Below are 21,287 nucleotides of genomic sequence, written 5' to 3'. Positions count from 1 at the left end.
ATGGGTTCACTCGGATACCGGTCTGGCTCGACCGGCGACCGCGCTTGATCTTCTAAGTCGTCAATCTCTAGTGTCTTTATCCGGTATTGATGGATTGTGACGCTGGGCGCTCCGGCCCGGCGGCGACACGACCCTCGTCAGGAGAAGCCATGAGGACGACCCCGACCGCTCCGACCACTCGCCTCGGACGTCGAATCGCGGCGTGTGCGGCCGCCGTCGCGTTGACCGCGACGGGCTGCGCCGACTCCGGTGACAAGGACGACGCCTTCGCCTCGGGCTCCTCCGGCGGTGAGCAGGGATCGGTGGTCTTCGCCGAGCAGCCCTGGGTCGACCTCCAGGTCGAGAACCGGATCGCCGTGCAGATCCTGAAGGAGCTCGGCTACCAGGCGTCGATCAAGGAGAACCTGTCGGTCGAGACCGGCGCGGCCGCGATCACCAAGGGCCAGGTGGATGCCTACCTCGGCAACTGGTGGCCCTCCCAGGAGCCGACCTTCGGGGAGGCCATCGACGCGGGGGACGTCGAGGTGGTCTCGACGATCGTGGAGGGCACCGAGTACGCACCCGCTGTGCCCGGCGACGTCGCGAAGGAGCTCCAGATCGCGTCCCTGGCCGATCTGGACGCCCACGCCGACGCCTTCGGCCGCAAGATCTACGGCATCGAGGCCGGCACGCCCGGCAACGAGACCATCCAGAAGGCGATCGACGCCGACGCCTACGGCCTCGGCGACTGGGAGCTGGTCGCCAGCGGTACGCCGGCGATGCTGGCCCAGGTCGAGAAGTCGCAGAAGGCCGGCGACCCGATCGTCTTCCTCGCCTGGAGTCCGCACTGGATGACGGTCCAGTTCGACACCGTCTTCCTCGAGGATCCCGAGGGTGTGTGGGGCGGAGCCGGGGAGATCCGCACCATCACCCGCAAGGGCTTCGCCGAGGACAACCCGGAGATCAACGAGTTCCTCGGCAACCTGACCTTCACCACCGACGAGGCGGGCGAGTTCTACTTCGCCCACGACAAGGAGGGCAAGGAGCTCGACGACATCGCCGCGGCGTGGATCGAGGCCAACCCCGAGAAGGTGGCGCAGTTCCTCGACGGCGTCGAGGCCGAGGACGGCTCCCCGGGCGCCGAGAAGCTCGCGTCATGACCGCGTCGACCACGGACCAGCAGCCGGCGATCGTGGGACGCTCGCTGTCGAAGGTCTACGGCCTCGGCGCCCGCGCCAGCGCCCGGGCGCTCGCCAGCGACGACCCGCGTACGGCGGCCGCCGCGGCCGGCGGCTACCTCGGCGCCCACGACGTCGACTTCGCCATCGCCCGCGGCGAGATGTTCGTCGTGATGGGCCTGTCCGGCTCCGGCAAGTCCACCGTGCTGCGGATGATCAACCTGCTCAACGAGCCCAGCGCCGGTGAGCTGCTCATCGACGGCGAGGACGTCACGAAGGTCTCGCCGGCCCGGCTGCGGGAGGTGCGCAACGAGAAGATCGGCATGGTCTTCCAGCACTTCTCGCTCTTCCCGCACCGCACGGTCCGCGACAACGCGGCGTACGGGCTCAAGGTGCGCGGCGTCGGCCGGGACGAGCGCCGCGACCGCGCGGACGCCGCCCTGGAGAAGGTCGGCCTGTCCGGACGCGGGGACAAGTTCCCCCACGAGCTCTCCGGCGGCATGCGGCAGCGGGTCGGGCTGGCCAGGGCCCTCGCCATCGACCCGCCGATCCTGCTCATGGACGAGCCGTTCTCGGCGCTCGACCCGCTCATCCGCCGCGACATGCAGGACCTGCTGGTCCAGCTGCAGGCCGAGGAGGCGCGGACGACGGTCTTCGTCACCCACGACCTCAACGAGGCGATGCGGATCGGCGACCGGGTCATGGTGATGCGCGACGGCGAGGTGGTCCAGCTGGCGCCGGGACCGGAGATCGTCGCCCACCCGGCCGACGACTACGTCAGCGAGTTCGTCGCCGACGTCGACCGGGCCCGCGTGCTGTCGGCGACCGACCTGCTGCGGCCGGCCCGACTGGTGCTGCACGTCGCCGAGCGCCCCGCCGACGCCCTGGTCCGGCTCGGCCAGAACGAGGTCAACGGCGCCTTCGTGGTCGACGACCAGCAGCGCCTCCTCGGCGTCGCGACCGACGACCGGCTCGCCGACCTGGCGCACCGCGGCGCGGCCGATCTCGGCGACGCCGTCGGTGCGCCGTACGACCGGATCGAGCCGACCACCGTGGTCGGCGACGTCATGCACCTGGCCGGCCGCCGCGTCGTCCCGCTCACCGTGCTCGACGACGACGGCCGCCTGCTGGGCGTCGTCCCGCGCGCCGTGATCCTGTCCGCCCTCTCCACCGCCCGGGAGCCCGCTCATGCCTGACCTGCGCATCGGTGCCCGCGGTGAGGACCTCATCGACTTCCTCACCGAGCACTTCGCCGGCTTCTTCGACGGAGTCAAGGACGTGCTCAACTTCCTGCTCCGCACCGTGTACGACGTGCTGACGGCTCTCACGCCGGCCGCGATGATCGTCGTGCTCGGCCTGATCGCCCTGCTGGCCACGCGGCGGCTCGTGCTCACCGCGCTGCTCGTCGCCGGTCTGCTGCTCATCGAGTCGATGGACCTGTGGACGGAGACCCTGCAGTCGACGACCTCGGTCATCGTCGCGGCCGCCATCGCGCTGCTCGTCGGGATCCCGCTCGGCATCTGGAGCGCGTTCTCGGGGCCGGTGCGGGCGGTGCTGCGTCCGGTGCTCGACCTGATGCAGACCCTGCCCGTCTTCGTCTACCTGCTGCCGACGATCCTGTTCTTCGGCGTCGGCGACGCACCCGGCCTGGTGGCCACCATCGTGTTCTCCGTGCCACCCGCCGTCCGGCTGACCCAGCTCGGCATCAACCAGGTCGACCCGGAGACGGTCGAGGCGGCGCAGGCCTTCGGCGCCTCCCGGTGGGAGGTGCTGCGCGAGGTGCAGCTGCCCCTGGCACGGGCGTCGATCATGACCGGCGTCAACCAGGTCATCATGCTCGCCCTCTCGATGGTGGTCATCGCCGGCCTGGTCGGCGGCGCCGGCCTCGGCGGCGTCGTGGTCAACGCCGTCCAGGGCCTGCAGATCGGCGCGTCCATCGAGGGCGGTCTCGCCGTCGTCATCATCGCGATCTACCTGGACCGCGTCTCCGGCGCGCTCGGCGGCCAGGGCCGCGGCAACCCGTCGTGGTGGCCCCGGCTCGGTCGCCGTCGTCCGCCCGCTCCCGCCTCCGTGGCCGAGACCGCCCTGCCGGCCACCGCCTGACCACATCCACCACTGACCACATCCACCACTGACCACATCCACCACCCGAGGAGGACCCCGTGACCATCACCAGCCACCGCTTCGACGCCCCGGCCGAGGCGCTCGCTGACGGACCGATCACGGTCCGGCAGCTCGGGGGCAGCCTGGGCGCGGAGATCGAGGGCGTCCGCCTCGGCGGCGACCTCGGCCCCGGCCGTCTCGCCGCCGTCCGCGCTGCGCTGCTGCGCCACAAGGTCGTCTTCTTCCGCGGCCAGCACCACCTGGACGACGAGAGCCACGCCGACTTCGCCGAGCTCCTCGGCCCGCTGACGACCGCGCACCCGACGGTCAACACCGGCAGCGCCCGGGTCCTCCGGGTGACCGCGAACCGGGGGATGGCCGCGAACAGCTGGCACACCGACGTGTCCTTCGTCGACCGGGTGCCGGCCATCAGCGTGCTGCGCTCCGTGGTGCTGCCGGACTTCGGCGGCAACACGGTGTGGGCCAACACCGTCACGGCGTACGACGGCCTGCCCGAGCCGCTCCGGGCGCTGGTCGACCGGCTCTGGGCGGTCCACACGAACTCCTACGACTACGCCCAGCGGGACGAGGAGCACGACCAGCCCGACGCGAACTACACCCGCGAGGACTTCGCCTCCCAGATCTTCGAGACCCGGCACCCGGTCGTGCACGTGCACCCCGAGACCGGCGAGCGGTCGCTCCTGCTCGGGAACTTCGTGAAGTCCTTCGAGGGCTTCGGCTCCACCGAGTCCATCGCGCTGTTCAACCTGCTGCAGAACCGGATCACCAAGCTGGAGAACACGGTGCGCTGGCGCTGGGCGCCCGGCGACGTCGCGATGTGGGACAACCGGTCCACGCAGCACTACGCCGTGGCCGACTTCGACCACCAGCCGCGCGAGATGCGCCGGATCACCGTCCAGGGCGACGTGCCGGTCTCGATCGACGGCCGCCCCTCGACGATGGTCGCGGGCGACGCCTCGGCGTACACCCGCATCGACGAGCTGATCTCCTGACCTCCCCGTTTGCGGCGCCCCATGCGAATTCGTCGTCAGATCGCCCGGATCACGACGAATTCGCATGGGGCGCGGTCGGGATCAGCGGCGCAGCACCTTGCGGGCCAGCAGGTTGCCGCCGAGCTGGATGACCATCACCAGGGCCACGAGGACCAGGATCGAGGCCCACATCACGATGTTGTCGAACTGGCGGAACCCGAAGCGCTGCGCGAACGACCCCAGGCCGCCGCCGGCCACGACACCGGCGATCGCGGTCATGTCGACGATCGCGACGAAGGCGAAGGTGTAGCCGAGGACGAGCGGGCCGAGGGCCTCGGGGACCAGCACGGCGAAGGTGATCCGGGAGCGGCTGGCGCCCATCGCGCGGGCGGCCTCGATGACGCCGGGGCTGACGGTGACCAGGTTCTGCTCGACGATCCGGCTGATGCCGAAGGTCGCGGCGACCACGATCGCGAAGGTCGCGGCCGGCGTGCCGATGCCGGTGCCGACGACGACCCGGGCGAGCGGCTGCAGCGCCGCGACGAAGATGACGAACGGGATCGGGCGGAAGAAGTTCACGACCACGTTGAGGACGACGTACGCCGGGCGGCTGGCGTAGAGGCCGCCCTTGCGGGTGAGGTAGAGGCCCAGGCCGAGCCCCAGGCCGAGCAGGCCGCCGAGCAGCAGCGCGGTCGTCGCCATGATCAGCGTCTCGCCGGCCGCCTGCCAGAACTCCGGCTGCAGCTCGCCGAGCCGGGTGTCGAGGGCGAGAGCGGTCATCGCGCCACCTCCGTCCACTCCACGAGGGAGCCGATCTCGGCGAGGGCGCGGTCGATCGCGCCGGCGTCGCCGGTGAGGGCGAGGGTCAGGTTGCCGAAGGTGGTGCCCTGGACCTCCTCGATGCCGCCGTAGACGAGCTCGAAGCCCACCTGGTGGCGCAGGAGGGTCGCGAACACCTCGGACTGGCGCACCTGCTGCTGCCGGAGCGCCAGCCGCACGAACCGGCCGGGGTGGCGCTCGCGCAGCGCGGCGAGGACGTCGGGAGCGGGCAGGTCGTCCACCACGGTGCCGACGAAGCGCCGGGTCACCGGGTGCTGCGGGTCCGCGAACAGGTCGACCGCGCGGCCCTGCTCGACCACCCGGCCGTCCTCCATCACCGCGACCCGGTGGGCGATGCGTCGTACGACGTCCATCTCGTGGGTGATTAGCAGGATGGTGATGCCGAGCTCGCGGTTGACCCGCGCGAGCAGGTCGAGCACGTCGCGGGTGGTGTCGGGGTCGAGCGCGCTGGTGGCCTCGTCGGCGAGCAGCAGCCGCGGCTCGGTCGCCAGCGCGCGGGCGATCCCGACCCGCTGCTTCTGGCCGCCGGACAGCTCGCTGACCCGGGCGTGCGCCTTGTCGGCGAGCCCGACGAAGTGCAGCAGCTCGGAGATCCGCCGCTGCTGCTCGGCCCGCGACCGGCCGGCCACGACCAGCGGGAACGCGAGGTTGCCCCAGACGGTGCGCGACTCCATCAGGTTGAACTGCTGGAACACCATCCCGATCCCGAGCCGCAGCTCGCGCAGGCTGCGCTCGGAGAGCGCGGTGACGTCGACGCCGTCGACCACCACGCTCCCCGAGGTGACCGGCTCGAGGGCGTTGACCAGCCGCACCAGGGTCGACTTGCCGGCGCCGGAGTAGCCGATGATCGCGAAGATCTCGCCCGACTCCACGCGCAGGTCCACGCCGTCGACGGCGCGGTGTGCCGGGTCGCCGCGGCGGGCGCCGGGGAACTCCTTGACGACGCCGCGCAGCTCGACCAGCGGCTCGACCAGGGGCTCGGTCACTTCTGCTCGCGGATCTGCGCCTCGACCTCGTGCAGGCTCTTCTCGAGGTCGGCCTGGCTCAGCGTGACGAACTCGGCGGTGTCGCCGGAGGCCTCGTCGACGCCGTCGAGCACGGCCTGCGTCTGCTGGTAGACCTCGACCAGCCGCTGCAGCACCGGGTTGTCCTTGTCCTCGGCGCGGACGGCGAAGATGTTGACGTACGGCACCGCCTTCGGGTCGCTCGGGTCGTCGACGGCGATCGCGTCGTCGAAGGACAGGCCGGCGTCCTCGACGAAGTCGTTGTTGATGATCGCGCCGGCCACGTCGGGCAGCGAGGTCGGGGTGAGATCGGCCTGCAGCGCCTTCACCTCGACCCGCGAGGCCGCCTTGTCGACGTCGGCGATCGTCGAGAAGATCGAGCCGCCGTCCTTCAGCGAGATCAGGCCGGCCGACTGCAGCACGAGCAGGCCGCGGGCCTGGTTGGAGTCGTCGTCGGGGACGATCACGGTCTCGCCGTCGGGGATGTCGGCGACGTCGTCGTACTTCTGGGAGTACAGGCCCAGCGGGTAGATCGCCGTCGAGCCGAGCGGCACGAGGTCGTCGTCGTTGGCGACGTTGTACTCCGCGAGGTAGACGATGTGCTGGAACTGGTTGGCGTCCAGCTCGCCCTCGGCCAGAGCGGGGTTCGGCAGCGGGTACTCCGAGAAGTCCCGGATCTCCAGCTCGATGCCGGCCTCCTCCGCGGCGTCCTGGAAGGTCTTCCAGTACGGGTCGCTCGCGCCGACCGTGCCGAGCACGACCTTGACCGGGTCGTCCTGCGACAGCTCCGTCGCACCGTCGCCGCCGGTCGCGCGGCGGGTGTCGTCGCCGTCGCGGGTGGCGAGGAAGATCGCGGCCGCGATCACGGCGAGCACGGCGACCGCCACGCCGATCACGAGCGGCAGGCGGGACTTCGGGGCTTCGATGAGGGGGATCTCGTCGGACATGCCCGGTCTAATGCCACCAACTCGCTAGACATTCCCCGTGGGGACGTCGACTGCGTCACAGCCGAAATCCCGTTGTGCGACATCCGGCGGCGATCTACGGTGGTCGCACACGGGAAAGGAGGTGGTCCGAAGAATGAGTTCTTTCAGGACGCGTGAGGTGGCTGCCCGCTAGCAGCCCGCAGTTTGTTCGGGTCGAGCGTGTCTCCGGTGCGATGTTCTCTGGCAGCAAGCTGCCGTCGCGCACCTCCCGACACGCCGCCGACCTGAGGCTGCGCGCGAATCCAACGCAGCCACCCGACCCGCAGGTGAACCGGGATCGTCCTCCGGCCAGGTCCGCTCGGACCACACCTGCGGGTCGCTGCTTTTTCCGGGGTGGGGTGCGGCCGGGCCTGTCTCCCGCATCACAGAAAGTTGCCGTCGTCAACCAATGGAGCATATGGTTGATCACCGACAACCATTCGGGTGATGACGAGAAGAGATGACGACTCGATGACCAACGCTCCGTCGGCTACCGCCGAGCCGGGCCAGATGACCCACCGCGAGATCATGGAGGCCCTGACCGGGCTCCTGCTCGCGATGTTCGTGGCGATGCTCTCCAGCACCGTGGTGAGCAACGCCCTCCCCGCGATCGTGACCGACCTCCACGGCAGCCAGACCGGCTACACGTGGGTCGTCGTCGCGACCCTCCTGACGATGACGGCGACCACCCCGATCTGGGGCAAGCTCGCCGACCTGTTCAGCAAGAAGCTCCTGGTGCAGGCCGCGCTGGGGATCTTCTCGGTCGGCTCCGTGGTCGCCGCGGTGGCGCCCAACATGAGCGTCCTCATCGGCGCGCGCGCCTTCCAGGGCCTCGGCGTCGGCGGCCTGACCGCGCTGGTCCAGGTCGTGATCGCCTCGATGGTCTCCCCGCGCGAGCGCGGCCGCTACAGCGGCTACATCGGCGCCGTGTTCGCCACCGCCACCGTCAGCGGCCCGCTGCTCGGCGGCCTGATCGTGGACAGCCCGATGGGCTGGCGCGGCTGCTTCATCGTCGGCATCCCGATCGCCGCGATCGCCTTCGTCGTCCTCCAGAAGACCCTCCACCTGCCGACCGTCAAGCGCGACGTCAAGATCGACTACGCCGGCGCCACCCTGATCATGGCCGGCATCAGCCTGATCCTGGTCTGGGTCAGCCTCGCGGGCACGAACTTCGACTGGGTCTCCGGTACGTCAGCGGGTCTGGTCGTCGGCAGCCTGATCCTGATCGGTGCGGCCCTGTGGGTCGAGGCCCGGGTCGCCGCCGAGCCGGTCATCCCGCTGCGCCTGTTCCGCGACCGCACCACCGCGCTGGCGACCGCCGCGTCGGTGATGATCGGCGTGGCGATGTTCGGCGCCACCGTCTACCTCAGCCAGTACTTCCAGCTCGCCCGCGGCATGAGCCCCACCGAGGCCGGCCTGATGTCGGTCGCGATGGTCGGCGGCCTGCTCGTCTCGAGCATCGTCAGCGGCCGGATCATCACCCGCACCGGCCTGTGGAAGCGGTGGCTGGTCGGCGGCATGCTGTTCGTCATCGCCGGCATCGCGCTGCTCGGCACCATCGACGCGACGACCTCGCTGTGGGTGGTCGGCGGCTACATGGCGATCACCGGCATCGGCCTCGGCGCGACCATGCAGAACCTGGTGCTGTCGGTGCAGAACAACGTCGCGATGGAGGACCTCGGCGCGGCCAGCTCGGTCGTGGCGATGTTCCGCTCGATCGGCGGCTCCGCCGGTGTCGCGGCGCTCGGCGCCGTCCTCGCCCACCAGGTCACCAGCGGCGTGAAGGACGGCATCGCGGGCCTGGTCCGCGCCGGCCAGCTCAGCCAGGAGCAGCTCGTCGCCCTGCAGCACTCCACCGGCGACATCCCCAAGCTGGCCGACCTCCCGGCGCCGGTCCGGGCGATCTACGAGGCCTCCTTCGGCGACGCGGTCGGGCACCTGTTCCTCGTCGCCGCCCCGTTCGCCGTCGCCGCCTTCCTCTGCATCCTGTTCATCAAGGAGGTCCCGCTGCGGACCACCAACGGCCCGGCCGAGCAGGCCGGCCCGACCGTGGCCGAGTCCGAGGTCGAGGCCGCGCTGGTCGCCGCCGGCGAGCCGGTCGACTACCCCGCCTACGAGGTCGAGGGCGGTACCCGGGCAGGGCAGCGGCGATGAGCGCCACGCTCACCCGCACCGACGCGCTGCGCGACCTCGAGTCCGAGGTCGGGGTGCTGATCCGCCGGGTCCGCCGGGTGATCGGCGAGCGCGCCCGGGCGGTGCACCCGGAGCTGATGCCGTCGTCGTACCTCATGCTCGGCTATGTCCACGACCACGGTCCCCTGCGCGCATCGGCGATGTGCGCGGTCTTCGAGATCGACAAGGGCGCGATCAGCCGGCAGGTGCAGCACCTCATCGACCTCGGCCTGGTCGACCGGTCGCCCGATCCGGAGGACGGCCGGGCCACCCTGCTGACGGTCAGCGCCGACGGCGTGCGCCGGCTCGAGCAGGTCGCCACCGACCGCCGCGAGCAGCTCGCCGAGAGCCTCGGCGAGTGGTCGGCCGCGGAGCTGGCGGAGTTCGCCGCCTCGCTGCGGCGCTACAACGACGCGCTCGGCATCCCGGGCGACCGCTGAGGACGCCCCTCAGCCGATCCACGCGGCCGTGTCCGGCGGCAGCACGCCGCCGGGCAGCGGGCCGCTGCTGATCAGCACCTCGCCCGGGGGCAGCGGCGCCGGGTACGTGCCGGCGTTGAGGACGACCGTCACCCCCGCCCGGCGTACGACGAGCAGGTCGTCCTCCGCGGTCGCGACCGTCTCCTCGCCGGCACCCGCGAACACGGTGCGGCGGGCCGCGAGCGCCCGCTGGTAGAACGCCAGCGTGGAGTCGGGGTCGGCCAGCTCCGCCTCGACGGTGAGCGCCGCCCAGTCGTCCGGCTGCGGGATCCAGGGCTGGCTGCCGGCGGGTCCGCCGAAGCCGTACGGCGGCGCGTCGCCCGACCACGGCAGCGGCACCCGGCAGCCGTCCCGCCCCGGCTGCCCGGTGCGGAACCACGACGGGTCCTGCCGCGCCTCGGGCGGGACGTCGACCTGCTCCAGACCGAGCTCCTCGCCCTGGTAGAGGTACGCCGAGCCGGGCAGGGCCAGCATGGTGAGGGTCGCCGCCCGGCCGCGGGCGAGACCGACCGGCCCGCCGCCGTACCGGGTCGGGTGGCGCTCGACGTCGTGGTTGGACAGCACCCAGGTGGGCGCGGACGCGGCGGCCGCGACCGCGGCGATCGAGTCGGTGATCACCTCCGCGAAGGCCTCCGCGGACCACGGCGTGCCGAGCCAGCCGAAGTTGAACGCCTGGTGGAGCTCGTCGGGACGGATGAACTGGGCCATGGACGCGGCCGTCTGGGTCCATGCCTCCGCGACGGCCATCCGGTCGCCGGGGTAGGAGTCCAGGACGCGGCGCCAGCGGCGGTAGACCTCGTGGACCTCGGGCTGGTCCCACATCGGCTCGTCGTTGAGGACCCGCTCGACCATCGACTCGGCGGCCTTCGCGGGCTTCTCGGGCCGCTTCTGGTCGCGCAGCGAGGCCTCCTTGTAGAGCCCGTGCGCCACGTCCACCCGGAACCCGTCGACGCCGCGGTCGAGCCAGAAGCGCAGCACCTCCTCGAACATGTCCCCGACCTCGGGGTTGCGCCAGTCGAGGTCGGGCTGGGAGGAGTCGAAGAGGTGCAGATACCACTGGCCATCCGGCACCCGGGTCCAGGCCGGGCCGCCGAAGATGGAGTCCCAGTTGTTCGGCGGCTTCGCGCCGTCGCGTCCGCGGCCGTCGCGGAACAGGTAGCGGGCGCGCTCCGGGGAGCCGGGGGCGGCGGCGAGTGCCGCCTGGAACCACACGTGCTGGTCGGAGGTGTGGTTGGGGACGAGGTCGACGATCACCCGCAGGCCCAGGTCGTGGGCGGTCGCCAGCAGTCGATCGGTGTCGGCCAGGGTGCCGAACAGCGGGTCGACGTCGGTGTAGTCGGCGACGTCGTACCCGTGGTCCTTCTGCGGGGAGGTGTAGAACGGCGTGATCCACAGCGCGTCGACGCCGAGGTCGCGCAGGTAGGGGAGTCGCGACGTGATGCCCGGCAGGTCGCCGATCCCGTCGCCCTCGCCGCCCGCGGGGAGGCCGTCGGCGAAGCTGCGGACGTAGACCTGGTAGACGACCGCGTCGTACCACCACGGGTGGGCGGCCGCGCTCACCGGAACTCCCTCGGGTCGACGGCGATCCAGACATGCTCGGCGGCGGCGACCACCTCGTCGTCGGGGCCGTAGAGCGTGGCCGCGGTGTGGGTCTTGCGGCCCTCGATGCCGCGGACCTCGCCGACGACGACGTACCGCTCCGAGGTGCGCGGCAGGCTGCGCACCTCTGTGGTGATCCGGCCGAGCACGGCCGGCCGGCCCTCCAGGTCGCTGGCCCAGCCGCCCGGGCAGTCCAGCGCGGCCCAGGCGATCGGCACCGCGCTCTCGTGCGGCGTCCAGGTGGCCGCGACGCGTTCGTCGTCCGGTCCCGAGCGGCCGTGCGCGGGCAGCGGTCCCGCGAAGATCCGCAGCCCGTCGCCGACCCGGCGGTCGGGCCCGCACACGAAGCAGGTGGGGAACGGGTGCGTCCGGTGTCCGGGGTAGCCCGGCTCGGCCTCCGCGGCGACCGACGCCGGCACCGGCGCGACCGGGACCGGCCGGTTGTCGGCGTACACCGCCTCGGCGACGGGCTTCCCGTCGTGGGTCAGCGTCGCGCCGGCGGCCGTCGGGAGGACCGGCATCGGCAGATCGAGCGGCGGGGGCTGCCGCAGGGTGACCATGACCGGAGTCCCGATGCCCTGCGCGGGGAGGGTCGCGGCGAGCGCCCCCGCGGTCCAGCCGCCGTTGCCCGAGCGGGCCGGGCCGTTGAAGCGATGGGGGACGATCAGCGGTGGCAGGGAGGTCACCGGTCCAGCATTGCAGCCACGGGTGTGCGGGCTCTTCCTTAATGAGTCAGAATGGGCTCGTGAGCGATCTCATCGACACCACCGAGATGTACCTCCGCACGATCTACGAGCTGATCGAGGAGGGCATCGTCCCGCTGCGCGCACGCATCGCCGAGCGGCTGCACCAGAGCGGACCGACGGTGTCGCAGACGGTCGCCCGGATGGAGCGCGACGGCCTGCTGACCGTCGAGGGCGACCGCCACCTCGAGCTCACCGAGGAGGGCAACCGCCTCGCGACCCGGGTGATGCGCAAGCACCGCCTCGCCGAGCGGCTGCTGACCGACGTCATCGGCCTGGAGTGGGAGCTGGTCCACGAGGAGGCGTGCCGCTGGGAGCACGTCATGTCCGAGACCGTCGAGCGCCGCCTCATCGAGCTGCTCGACCACCCCACCGAGTCGCCCTACGGCAACCCGATCCCGGGCCTCGGCGAGCTCGGCCAGGACGCCCTCGCCGAGAGCTTCATGACCGACGTCGAGCCGCTGTCCAAGGCCGCCGGCGTCGAGAGCTCGCGCGCCGTCGTCCGCCGCATCTCCGAGGAGATGCAGAAGGACGACGCGCTGATGAGTGCCATGCGCCGGGTCGGCGCCCTGCCCGACAAGACGATCACCATCCAGGCGACCTCCGACGGCGTCCTCGTCGGCTCCGGTGGCGAGACCGCCGAGATCTTCCCCGAGGCGGCCGACCACATCTTCGTCAAGAGGCTGTGAGGCGGGCGGCGGCCAGCGCGGGCAGCCAGGCGCTGGTGCCGTCCTCGATCCGGTACGACGCGAGCTCGTCGCCGCGCGTCGTACCCCGGTTGACGATCACCACGGGGATCCCGCGCGTGGCCGCCCGGCGGACGAACCGCAGCCCGCTCATCACGGTCAGGCTCGACCCGGCCACGAGCAGCGTGCCGCCGGCGTCGGCCAGCGCCTCGACCGCGGCGTAGCAGCGCTCGACCCGCGGCTTGGGGACGTTCTCGCCGAAGAAGACCACGTCCGGCTTGAGCGCGCCGCCGCAGTCGCCGCACGCCGGGACCACGAAGCCGTCGGTCTCGTCGAGGTCGACGTCCCCGTCGGGGCGGACCGCGACGTCGGCGTGCCGTGCGGCCCAGCCGGGGTTGGCGTCCTCGAGGCGCTGCTGGAGGGCGGTGCGGGCCGTGACCCGGCGACAGGCGAGGCAGACCACGTCGGCGATCCGCCCGTGCAGGGCGACGAGGGCCGGCGTACCGGCCGCCTCGTGGAGGCCGTCGACGTTCTGGGTGATGACGAGGTCGGCGCCGAGCGCGGCCACCGCGTGGTGCCCGGCGTTGGGCGCGGCGCGTCGCATCCGGGACCAGCCGAGGTGGCTGCGCGCCCAGTACCGCTGTCGCGCGGCCGGCCCGGACACGAACTCCTGGTAGGTCATCGGCATCCGCGCCGGCGCGCCGGGGCCGCGGTAGTCGGGGATGCCGGAGTCGGTGGAGAGGCCGGCGCCGGTCAGCACCACGAGCGGACCGGACGCGCACCGCTCGAGCGCGGCGTCCCGCTGGCCGACGAGGGTCACGGCCCCAGCGTACGCAGCGGCACGAACACATACCGCCCGTGCCGCTCCACCCGCAGCATCTCGCCGCCGACCGGCCCGACCAGCACCCCGCCCTCGACCAGCTGGCGGACCAGCTCCATGGGCAGCACCTCCGCGTCGGCCGACACCAGGATCCGGTCGTACGGCGCACCCGCGGGCCAGCCGAGCACGGCCGGGTCGGCCTGGTGCAGCTCGATCTGGTGCAGCTCGACCTGGGCGCCGAGGCTGGTGCGGCAGGCGGTCAGTACCTCCGGCACCAGCTCCACCCCCACGACATGTCCCTCCGGGCCGGTCAGGTGGGCGAGCAGCGCCGTCGACCACCCCGACCCGCACCCGACGTCGAGCACCCGGTCACCGGGCTCCACGCCGAGCAGCGCGAGCATGGCCCGCACCGTCGAGGGCTGGGAGTTCGTGACGTCGTACCCGAGGGGGAGGGCGCGGTCCACCCCGGCGTACCGCCGCTGGTCGGGCGGCAGGAAGGACTCGCGCGGGACGGCGTCGAACGCCGCGGCGATCCGGGAGTCGGCCGGATCAGCCGTACCGGAGCCGCGCACGCTCGCGCGCCTTCTCCGCCTCGACCTCGCGGTTCTTCGGCGGCGCCGTCGTCACCAGCTCGTCGAGGAGGTGCTGGGTGATGTGGGCGATCTCCGCGACGGCCCTGTCGAACGCCGCCTGGTTGGCCTGGCTGGGCTTGGTGGTCCCGCTGACCTTGCGGACGAACTGCAGCGCCGCCGCGGTCACCTCGTCCCGCGTGGCCGGGGGCTCGAAGTTGTTGAGGGGGCGGATGTTGCGGCACATGCCTTCACGGTACGCCGGGCCGCCGTCAGGCGGCTTGTGGTGGGGAGGTGCCGGGTGGCCGGGGTGGTCGGGCCGGTCGGTGTTGTCGGGCTGGTCGGGGGCGGTGGTAGGTGAAGCGTCGGTGGTCGAGGGTGGCGCGGGGCGGTGGGGTCCATACGGGGTGCCCGGTGACCGGGTCGATCTGGACGGCCCAGGGCGTCTGGTGGGTCAGCACGTGGTGGTAGCGGCAGAGCATCACGAGGTTGTCGAGGCTGGTGGTCCCGCCGTCGGCCCAGTGGACGATGTGGTGGGCGTCGCAGGCCAACGGGACCCGGGTGCAGCCGGGGAACGCGCAATGGCGGTCGCGGACGATGAGCGCCGTCCACAGGGCGGGGGTGACGAGTCGTTGGGTGCGGCCCACGTCGAGGACCTGGCTGTGGGTGCCGAGGACGGCGGGGACGATCTCGGCGTCGCAGGCCAGTCGTCGGGTGGCGTGCGCGGACAGGCGGGCACCGGTCGGGGTCGCGGCGGGCTGGGCCAGTCCGGCGTCGATCACTCTCTGCTGGAGTGATTCCTGGTCGATGAGGACGATGACCTTGGGGACGGAGCCGTGGTCACGCGGCAGGGTCTCAGTGGCGCGGAGCCGGTCGCAGGCATCGATGAGGGCGTCCCACATCCGGGCGCCGGCGTCGCGGGGGTCGCGGCCGTCGTGGCCGCATCCGGGGGTCAGGCAGGGGACCTGGGTGGAGACGCCGTGTTCGTCGAACACCGGCTGATCGGGGGCTTGGTTCACCCCGCCGCAGGCGCCGGGCTGCGTGGTGAGGGGTGCCGCGAGGGGCATCAGGACGGTCTTGATCCTCTCGGCGTCCTCGATGGTGCCGTACCCCTTCAGGCGCACCCCGCCCAGGCCGTCCTCGGTGAGGGAGAGGTGGCGGGCGTGGTGGGCGCTGCGTTCGGCCTTGGTCTTTTCCTTCTCGGCGTTGACCAACTTCGAGTCGGGATCGAGCTCGCGGACCACGTCACCGAACGCGGTGCCCAGGTCGGAGGCGTCGAGGCCGCGGGTGGCGACCTCCTCCAGCATCCGTTCGGCGACCGCGGTCCGGAACTCCGCGACGCGGGGCAGCGTCGCCACCCTCGCGGCGATCACCCGGGCCTGGGGCAACGTCACCCGTCCGTCCTCCAGCGCGGTCTGCACCGCGGGCAGCTCCCGCAGCTGGGCGACGGCCCGGACCAGTCCGCCTCCGGTGCCCTTGTGGCCGCCGGTGAGATGGGTCAGGAAGTCCTTGGTCGAGGCCCAGCCGAGCTGGTCGAGGACGTGGGTGGTCTCGATCCGGTCCACGGTCCGGAGCAGGACGGCGTCCAGCAGCCCCCGCGCGGTGGCGACCACCCGGGCGATCTCGACGGCCTCGGGTCCGTCCACGCGCTCCCACGGGCTCCGGGCCAGCTCGCGGGCAGCCTCGAGGAGGCCGGTGGCCGTGTCGAGCGCTGCGGGAGGGGTCATGTGCTCATCCTACTCGAACATATGTTCGAACCGCAAGAGGTCTCCCGTGGCTATGTGTGTTGTCTCAGGACATCCCTGACAGTTCTGTATCAAGACATCCCTGACAGAAGGTGTCTCAGGACTTCCCTGACACTTCTCCGGGTCCGCGTCCTCCGGGTGGTCGGCCGTTGCCGACGTATCGGACGCCGGCGGGGGCGCGTTGGTGCTCGATGAGGATCTCGCCTTCGAGGTCGGCGACGGTGATGGTGTCGCCCTCAACGATGACCAGGACTTGCGGGAAGCCGTAGCGTCCGTCGACCTTGTAGTTGACTCCGGCCAGCATGAAGGTGCCCGCGGTGCTCAACCTCCTGACACTGGTGCCGGCCGGCAGGTCCTGCGGCGCTGGTACGGGCTGAAGCCGCTTGGTGACGGCCTGGACAAGGAAGGGCTCCTCGGGCTTGGGGCGCGGCGCTTCGGCCTTGGCGGTGGCCTCCCATGCCGTCAGTGGTGTGACCCGGCCCGGCAGTCCCTGGTGGGGACGCTCGGTGTTGTAGATGCGGTCGAACGCGTCTACCTGGGCCTGGAGTTCTGCGAGCCTGGCGGCCAGGGGCTGCTTGTCGAGATAGCGGAACAGCGTCTGGTGGAACCGTTCGTTCTTGCCCTGAGTCGTGGGCTTGTAGGGCTTGCCGGTGATCGCTTCGACGCCCAAGGACGACACGTGCTCGACAAGCTGGCCCACGAATCCGCGTCGGGAGGGGTTGAGCGCTGTCCCGTTGTCAGACAGCAGCCGTTGTGGGACTCCGTGCGCGGCCACGGCCTTGTCGAAGACCACGATCGCGGCCGCGGATGTCTCGCCCCACGCGACGTGAGAGGCGACGGCGTAGCGGGAGTGGTCGTCGATGAGCTGGAAGATCACGCACTTCCTGCCGCCGGTGAGCACGTATTCGGTGGCGTCCATCTGCCAGCACGCGTTCGGGGCCGGATACACAAACCTGCGCCAGGCCGAACGCGGCTTCTTGCGAGGCTCCTTGCGCGCCACACCTTCCTCACGGAAGATCCGCGCCAGCGTCGCGACCGACGGGACGGGCTCGAGGCCCATCGTCATCATCTTGTCGTGGACGCTGATCGGCCCGTGATCCAAGCCGGAAGACTCCAGCGCTGCCCGCACGCCCAGGGCCTGCTCACGCGCATCGTCGCCGACCTTGTTGGGACTGGTCCGCGGACGCCTCGATCGCGGCTCCAGAGCTGCTGCCGGACCGTCGGCGGCCGCACGCCGCCTGAGCATGTAGAACGTTTCCCTCGACACCCCGTGTTCGGCACAGAACGTCGACACCGCCCCGCGGGGAGCGTCATCAGGCCACAGTGCGATAGCGAGTCGGACACGGGGATCAACAGGTTCATTCGACACTGCTCAACAGAGCCAGAAGTGTCAGGACCCAACGCCGCCCAAACGTCAGGAATCTACTGATACAGAACTGTCAGGGATGTCCTGATACATGACACTCCCGTGGCTATGTTGTTATGTCTCAGGACATCGGTGACAGTTCTGCATCAGGACATCGGTGACACTTTGAGGGTTCGTGGTGGTGACACTTCTGCCTCGAATCTCGGGCGGTGGCTGCGAATGAACTCATCGATCCTCGTGTCCGTCTCGCGATCGCTCAGTGGCCCGATGACGCCCCGCGCGGGGCGGTGTCGACGTTCTGTGCTGAGCACGGCATCTCGCGCAAGTCGTTCTACGAGCTCCGCAAACGCGCCCAGGTCGACGGGCCGGCGGCGGTGCTTGAACCACGTTCGAGGCGACCGCGGTCGAGCCCGTCGCGGTTGAGCGAGGAGGCCAAGGCCTCGGCCCTGCAGGTCCGCGCGGCGCTGGAGTCCTCCGGTCTGGACTGCGGGCCGATCAGCGTGCACGACAAGATGAAGGCGATGGGGTTCGAGGCCGTGCCGTCGACGGCGTCGCTGTCGAGGATCTTCCGCGAGGCCGGCGTGGCTCGTCTGGAGCCGAGGAAGAAGCCCCGCTCGGCCCGCCACAATATGGCGGCGGTTCGTCTATCCCGCCCCGAACGCCTGCTGGCAGCTCGACGCCACCGAGCCGATATGGGTACGTCCTCACGGGCGGCCGCAAGTGTGTGATCTTCCAGCTCGTCGATGACCACTCCCGCTACGCGGTCGCCTCTCACGTCGCGGAAGGCGAGACCGCTGACGCCGCGATCGTGGTCTTCGACAAGGCAGTCACCGCGCACGGTGTGCCGCAGCGGCTGCTGTCCGACAACGGGCTCGCGCTCAACCCCTCCCGGCGTGGCTATCTGGGCCAGCTCGTGGAGCATGTCTCCTCGCTGGGTGTCGAGACGATCACCGGCAAGCCGTACAAGCCCACCACCCAGGGTAAGAACGAGCGCTTCCACCAAACGCTGTTTCGGTATCTCGACAAGCAGCCCCTTGCCGCCAGCCTGGCCGAGTTGCAGGCCCAGGTCGACGCGTTCGACCACCTCTACAACACCCAACGCCCCCACCAAGGCCTCCCCGGTCGGTTCACACCACAGACCGCCTGGCAGACCACCGAGAAAGCCGAGGCGCCGCGACCCAAGCCCGAGGAGCCGTTCTTCGTCCAGACCGCCGCGAAGCGCCTTCGACCCGCGCCCGTGCCGCAGGACCTGCCCGCTGGCACCAGCGTCAGGAGGTTGAGCACCGCCGGCACCTTCATGCTGGCCGGGGTCAACTACAAGGTCGACGGACGCTACGGCTTCCAGGACGTTCTGGTCATCGTCGAGGGCGACAACATCACCGTCGCCGACCTCGACGGCGAGATCCTCATCGAACACCAACGACCCGCACCCGGCATCACCTACGTCGGCAACGGAAGACCTCGTGGAGGTCGAGGAGCCGCACCCCACGACTGAAGTGTCACCGATGTCCTGACACAGCAAGTGTCACCGATGCCCTGATGCAGAACTGTCACCGATGTCCTGAGACATCACATCCCGTGGCTATGTCGTCAGGGCGTCCCTCGGGGTTGCGGTCACGAACCGCTCGACGGCCGCGGGGCCCGGCCTGTCGGCGTGGCGGTCGGCGAGGAGGAGGTGGCCGCCGCCGACCAGCGACAGCGTGAGCGCGTCGATGTCGGCGGCGGCGGAGAGTCGGCCGGCCTCGCGCTCCGCGGCGAGATACGCGGAGACGGCCCTGGTTGCGTCGGACAGGATCGCGATCCCGCCGCCCGGTCGCAGCTCGCGGAGCCGGATGCGCAGTTCGTCGCGGAACGTGATCAGCGGCAGGATCGCCACGGGGACGGGCCTGAACAGTGCGCTGAGGGCACGCGCGAGATTCTGCTCGACGGCGCCGACGCCGAGCGCGGCCATCAGTCGGGCCGAGTGCTCCTCCATCTGCGCGGCGCGATCGAGGATGAGCTCGGCCAGGAAGCCGTCGAAGTCGGTGAAGTGACGGTGCAGGACGCCCTTGGCGCAGCCGGCCTCGTCGGTGACCGCGCGACTGGTCAGCGCGCTCGGGCCATCGCGCAGGAGGATGCGCTCGGCGGCATCGAAGAGCTGTTGGCGGGCGTCCTGCAGATGCACGCCGGTCGGCACGGCTGAGTCTTTCGGCGTCGACACGAAGAGCTATGACGAGGCCCGGTCGCCGTACCCCGCCGGCCTGGTCGAACGGATCATGGGTGACCGGTCGGCGCTCCGCGTGCTCGACGTCGAGGTCTCGACCTTCGAGGCATGGGACGCGGCGGGGCCGACCGTTCGACGTGGTGACTGCCGCGCAGTCCTGGCACTGGGTCGACCCGGCGATCGGAGTCCCGAAAGCCGCTGACGTACTGCGTCCCGGTGGTCGACTCGCGATCTTCGGGCACGTCTTCGAGCCGCCCGAGCCCATCGCGGAGGCGACCGCTGAGGCGTACCGCCGCGTGGTGCCCGACTCGCCCTTCGGTGCCCAGGGACGACGACCTCTGGAGCTCTACCAGGCGGGCTATGCCAGGGTCGCGGAGTCCATCGGCGACAGTGGTGTGTTCGAGGGCGTCGAGCAGTGGCGCTTCACCTGGAGCAGGTCCTACACCCGCGAGGAATGGCTCGCCCTCCTGCCCACCACAGGCGGTCTCACCCGACTGTCTCCCGAGCAGAGATCCGAGATCCTGGAGTCCGCCGGAGCGGCGATCGACGCGCTCGGCGGAAGCCTCACGATGGAGTACGTCACCCTGGTGGCCACCGGCCTGCGGATGTAGGCCCCGTCGTCCGGGGGCCGTTGCGTGGATCCCGTTCACGGGACCTCCGGGGTCACCGGACAGCCGGGAACCGGCGTCTCCAGCGGTGGTGCGGAGGTCGGCATGTCCGTCGGGGCGGGAGGCGTCGGGTCCCCCGAGACTTCCGGGTTCGCGGTCGTCGTGGGCGTCGGCGTACAGGGCAGGGTGCTCGGTGCCGAGGACGGCGCCGAGTCGGGCGGCGTGGCGCGGACGCTCGGCTGCCGGAGCTCCGACCAGTGCCTGTCCGCGGTGGCGTCCAGCCAGGACTTCACCGCCAGCACGGTCGCCTCGGCTGTCGCCTCGGTTGAGGCTGCCGGGCCCGTCGCCGTATCGGGCCCGGGGCCGGGAAGGACGATCGGAACCGCGGACTCCTGCGTGAGCGCATCCGCCTGATAGGCCGCCGCCACGTCCAGCACCCGCCGCGCGAACACGGCGTTGGTGTTGAGTGTCGCCAGGGCCGCCTGTTGGTGGGCGACGACGCTCAGGTCCGTCGCTCCGCTGCAGAGCAGGACGGCCGTGGCGAGGGCCGCGTCGTCGATGTCCTGCGGGTTGCGTGCGCCGTCGTCGTCCGCGTCGACGCCGACGTGCGCCCAGGTGGTGGGCGTGAGATGGAGGGGGCCGATCGCCCTGTCGTGGACGGGGTCCTGGTCGAGCCGGCCGCCGTCCGTGTCGGACATCGGGCTCCGTCGGTCGTCGCGGACGGTCGGGCCGATGATCGGTGGCGTCGCGACGCCGTCGTCATCGAGCCGCGAGTCCCTGACCCGGCCGTGATCGGTCGCGATGCGGCCGATGGCGGCCAGCAGCATCCATGGCAGGTGGCACTCCGCGGCGGCGCCCGCGAGCACCGTCTCGGCACGCTGGTACGCCGTCAGCGCCGGCTGCGGGATGGCCTGGATCCGCGCCCGCCCGGCCTTGCCGGGAGCGACCACGCGGAACCACGCCTCGGAGACCGACGGCCCGGTCGCGGTCGGTGCTGCCGGCAGCATCTCGAGCGACGCCGTCGTCGTGCCGACTCGGTCGCCCTGGGGTGGCGAGCTCCTGGTGTCGGCAGACGCCAGGGTCAACGTGGTCGCGACGACAGCGGCGACGGTGATGGCGCACGAGCTGAGCACGGCGAGTGCCACGCTGTGCCGCAGCGTGCGGTCCCGAGATCCGCGTGCCACAGGGCTCGCTCCTTCCGGAGATGGCCCCATGCCGACGTACGTCGCCCCGGCC

19 protein-coding genes and 2 pseudogenes are annotated in these 21,287 nt (G+C 71.2%); 9 read left to right on the top strand and 12 right to left on the bottom strand.

The window, feature by feature from the left end:
* Window positions 1-149 precede the first annotated feature (149 nt).
* Genes FIV44_RS10340 through FIV44_RS10325 form a run of 4 tightly spaced genes read left to right on the top strand, consistent with a single transcriptional unit; the run spans window position 150 to window position 4,273 of the window.
* Entirely contained in the window at window positions 150-1,139 is a 990-nt protein-coding gene (locus tag FIV44_RS10340; protein ID WP_181411095.1) for an ABC transporter substrate-binding protein, read from the top strand.
* Window positions 1,136-2,353, top strand: coding sequence for a quaternary amine ABC transporter ATP-binding protein (locus FIV44_RS10335; RefSeq protein ID WP_141004367.1), 1,218 nt, complete (start codon window positions 1,136-1,138; stop codon window positions 2,351-2,353). Before FIV44_RS10340 ends, FIV44_RS10335 begins: the two co-directional genes overlap by 4 nt.
* Window positions 2,346-3,260: an ABC transporter permease gene (locus FIV44_RS10330; RefSeq protein WP_141004366.1), complete on the top strand. Its 915-nt coding sequence runs from the start codon at window positions 2,346-2,348 to the stop codon at window positions 3,258-3,260. The genes FIV44_RS10335 and FIV44_RS10330 overlap by 8 nt, the downstream gene beginning before the upstream one ends.
* A gap of 59 nt (window positions 3,261-3,319) precedes the next feature.
* Complete coding sequence (locus FIV44_RS10325; RefSeq protein ID WP_141004365.1) at window positions 3,320-4,273, top strand: TauD/TfdA dioxygenase family protein; 954 nt, start codon at window positions 3,320-3,322, stop codon at window positions 4,271-4,273.
* Window positions 4,274-4,354: 81 nt separating this feature from the next.
* Here FIV44_RS10325 and FIV44_RS10320 read toward each other — a convergent pair whose 3' ends face one another.
* Genes FIV44_RS10320 through FIV44_RS10310 form a run of 3 tightly spaced genes read right to left on the bottom strand, consistent with a single transcriptional unit; the run spans window position 4,355 to window position 7,043 of the window.
* Entirely contained in the window at window positions 4,355-5,032 is a 678-nt protein-coding gene (locus FIV44_RS10320; protein ID WP_141004364.1) for a methionine ABC transporter permease, read from the bottom strand.
* A complete protein-coding gene (locus FIV44_RS10315; RefSeq protein ID WP_219996385.1) occupies window positions 5,029-6,078 on the bottom strand; it encodes a methionine ABC transporter ATP-binding protein in 1,050 nt (349 codons plus the stop codon). The genes FIV44_RS10320 and FIV44_RS10315 overlap by 4 nt, the downstream gene beginning before the upstream one ends.
* Entirely contained in the window at window positions 6,075-7,043 is a 969-nt protein-coding gene (locus tag FIV44_RS10310; RefSeq protein WP_141004363.1) for a MetQ/NlpA family ABC transporter substrate-binding protein, read from the bottom strand. Before FIV44_RS10310 ends, FIV44_RS10315 begins: the two co-directional genes overlap by 4 nt.
* Window positions 7,044-7,532: 489 nt before the next feature.
* Here FIV44_RS10310 and FIV44_RS10305 point away from each other — a divergent pair, with 489 nt between their 5' ends.
* Together FIV44_RS10305 and FIV44_RS10300 are read left to right on the top strand one after the other, a co-directional pair.
* Window positions 7,533-9,215, top strand: coding sequence for an MDR family MFS transporter (locus tag FIV44_RS10305; RefSeq protein WP_246086906.1), 1,683 nt, complete (start codon window positions 7,533-7,535; stop codon window positions 9,213-9,215).
* Window positions 9,212-9,673: a MarR family winged helix-turn-helix transcriptional regulator gene (locus FIV44_RS10300; protein WP_141004362.1), complete on the top strand. Its 462-nt coding sequence runs from the start codon at window positions 9,212-9,214 to the stop codon at window positions 9,671-9,673. The genes FIV44_RS10305 and FIV44_RS10300 overlap by 4 nt, the downstream gene beginning before the upstream one ends.
* A gap of 9 nt (window positions 9,674-9,682) precedes the next feature.
* On the opposite strand, the gene FIV44_RS10295 is transcribed toward FIV44_RS10300, so the two are convergent.
* Both FIV44_RS10295 and FIV44_RS10290 read right to left on the bottom strand, forming a co-directional pair.
* Window positions 9,683-11,272 carry a glycoside hydrolase family 13 protein gene (locus FIV44_RS10295; RefSeq protein WP_141004361.1) on the bottom strand — a complete coding sequence of 530 codons (1,590 nt, stop codon included), beginning with the start codon at window positions 11,270-11,272 and terminating at the stop codon, window positions 9,683-9,685.
* A complete protein-coding gene (locus tag FIV44_RS10290; protein WP_141004360.1) occupies window positions 11,269-11,997 on the bottom strand; it encodes a hypothetical protein in 729 nt (242 codons plus the stop codon). The genes FIV44_RS10295 and FIV44_RS10290 overlap by 4 nt, the downstream gene beginning before the upstream one ends.
* A gap of 59 nt (window positions 11,998-12,056) precedes the next feature.
* On the opposite strand from FIV44_RS10290, the gene FIV44_RS10285 reads away from it, so the two are divergent.
* Window positions 12,057-12,743, top strand: a complete 687-nt coding sequence (locus FIV44_RS10285) for an iron-dependent transcriptional repressor DtxR (RefSeq protein WP_141004359.1) — start codon at window positions 12,057-12,059, stop codon at window positions 12,741-12,743.
* On the opposite strand, the gene FIV44_RS10280 is transcribed toward FIV44_RS10285, so the two are convergent.
* The 5 genes and pseudogenes from FIV44_RS10280 to FIV44_RS10260 form a co-directional block, all read right to left on the bottom strand.
* Complete coding sequence (locus FIV44_RS10280) at window positions 12,730-13,560, bottom strand: Sir2 family NAD-dependent protein deacetylase (RefSeq protein ID WP_141004358.1); 831 nt, start codon at window positions 13,558-13,560, stop codon at window positions 12,730-12,732. The two genes, FIV44_RS10285 and FIV44_RS10280, sit on opposite strands and share 14 nt — an antisense overlap.
* Complete coding sequence (locus FIV44_RS10275; RefSeq protein WP_141004357.1) at window positions 13,557-14,132, bottom strand: protein-L-isoaspartate O-methyltransferase family protein; 576 nt, start codon at window positions 14,130-14,132, stop codon at window positions 13,557-13,559. Before FIV44_RS10275 ends, FIV44_RS10280 begins: the two co-directional genes overlap by 4 nt.
* The gene (locus tag FIV44_RS10270) at window positions 14,110-14,376 is read right to left on the bottom strand and encodes a DUF2277 domain-containing protein (protein ID WP_141004356.1); all 267 of its coding nucleotides are present in this window, start codon (window positions 14,374-14,376) and stop codon (window positions 14,110-14,112) included. Before FIV44_RS10270 ends, FIV44_RS10275 begins: the two co-directional genes overlap by 23 nt.
* A gap of 25 nt (window positions 14,377-14,401) precedes the next feature.
* Window positions 14,402-15,856: an HNH endonuclease signature motif containing protein gene (locus FIV44_RS10265; RefSeq protein ID WP_141004355.1), complete on the bottom strand. Its 1,455-nt coding sequence runs from the start codon at window positions 15,854-15,856 to the stop codon at window positions 14,402-14,404.
* A gap of 451 nt (window positions 15,857-16,307) precedes the next feature.
* A pseudogene (locus tag FIV44_RS10260) lies at window positions 16,308-17,243 on the bottom strand (integrase core domain-containing protein); the annotation flags it as partial.
* Between the two features lie 206 nt (window positions 17,244-17,449).
* Here FIV44_RS10260 and FIV44_RS10255 point away from each other — a divergent pair.
* A pseudogene (locus FIV44_RS10255) lies at window positions 17,450-18,735 on the top strand (integrase core domain-containing protein).
* A gap of 87 nt (window positions 18,736-18,822) precedes the next feature.
* Here the strand turns inward: FIV44_RS10255 and FIV44_RS10250 are convergent.
* The gene (locus FIV44_RS10250) at window positions 18,823-19,416 is read right to left on the bottom strand and encodes a TetR/AcrR family transcriptional regulator (RefSeq protein ID WP_141004353.1); all 594 of its coding nucleotides are present in this window, start codon (window positions 19,414-19,416) and stop codon (window positions 18,823-18,825) included.
* A 167-nt stretch (window positions 19,417-19,583) separates the two neighbouring features.
* Between FIV44_RS10250 and FIV44_RS10245 the strand changes: the two genes are divergently transcribed.
* Complete coding sequence (locus FIV44_RS10245; RefSeq protein ID WP_219996384.1) at window positions 19,584-20,054, top strand: class I SAM-dependent methyltransferase; 471 nt, start codon at window positions 19,584-19,586, stop codon at window positions 20,052-20,054.
* Window positions 20,055-20,089: 35 nt separating this feature from the next.
* On the opposite strand, the gene FIV44_RS10240 is transcribed toward FIV44_RS10245, so the two are convergent.
* Entirely contained in the window at window positions 20,090-21,235 is a 1,146-nt protein-coding gene (locus FIV44_RS10240; RefSeq protein WP_141004352.1) for a lysozyme family protein, read from the bottom strand.
* Window positions 21,236-21,287: the final 52 nt, after the last annotated feature.

Source organism: Nocardioides humi (assembly GCF_006494775.1).
GTDB classification, from domain to species: domain Bacteria; phylum Actinomycetota; class Actinomycetes; order Propionibacteriales; family Nocardioidaceae; genus Nocardioides; species Nocardioides humi.
Note: the sequence above shows the minus strand (reverse complement) of the source record. Positions and strands in the feature narration are given on the sequence as shown.

Bases quoted from the DNA above. Each gene is read 5' to 3' on its own strand.
- FIV44_RS10320 (WP_141004364.1), bottom strand. From the start codon at position 5,032: ATGACCGCTCTCGCCCTCGACACCCGGCTCGGCGAGCTGCAGCCGGAG.
- FIV44_RS10340 (WP_181411095.1), top strand. From the start codon at position 150: ATGAGGACGACCCCGACCGCTCCGACCACTCGCCTCGGACGTCGAATC.
- FIV44_RS10330 (WP_141004366.1), top strand. From the start codon at position 2,346: ATGCCTGACCTGCGCATCGGTGCCCGCGGTGAGGACCTCATCGACTTC.
- FIV44_RS10335 (WP_141004367.1), top strand. From the start codon at position 1,136: ATGACCGCGTCGACCACGGACCAGCAGCCGGCGATCGTGGGACGCTCG.
- FIV44_RS10300 (WP_141004362.1), top strand. From the start codon at position 9,212: ATGAGCGCCACGCTCACCCGCACCGACGCGCTGCGCGACCTCGAGTCC.
- FIV44_RS10270 (WP_141004356.1), bottom strand. From the start codon at position 14,376: ATGTGCCGCAACATCCGCCCCCTCAACAACTTCGAGCCCCCGGCCACG.
- FIV44_RS10265 (WP_141004355.1), bottom strand. From the start codon at position 15,856: ATGACCCCTCCCGCAGCGCTCGACACGGCCACCGGCCTCCTCGAGGCT.
- FIV44_RS10310 (WP_141004363.1), bottom strand. From the start codon at position 7,043: ATGTCCGACGAGATCCCCCTCATCGAAGCCCCGAAGTCCCGCCTGCCG.
- FIV44_RS10305 (WP_246086906.1), top strand. From the start codon at position 7,533: ATGACCAACGCTCCGTCGGCTACCGCCGAGCCGGGCCAGATGACCCAC.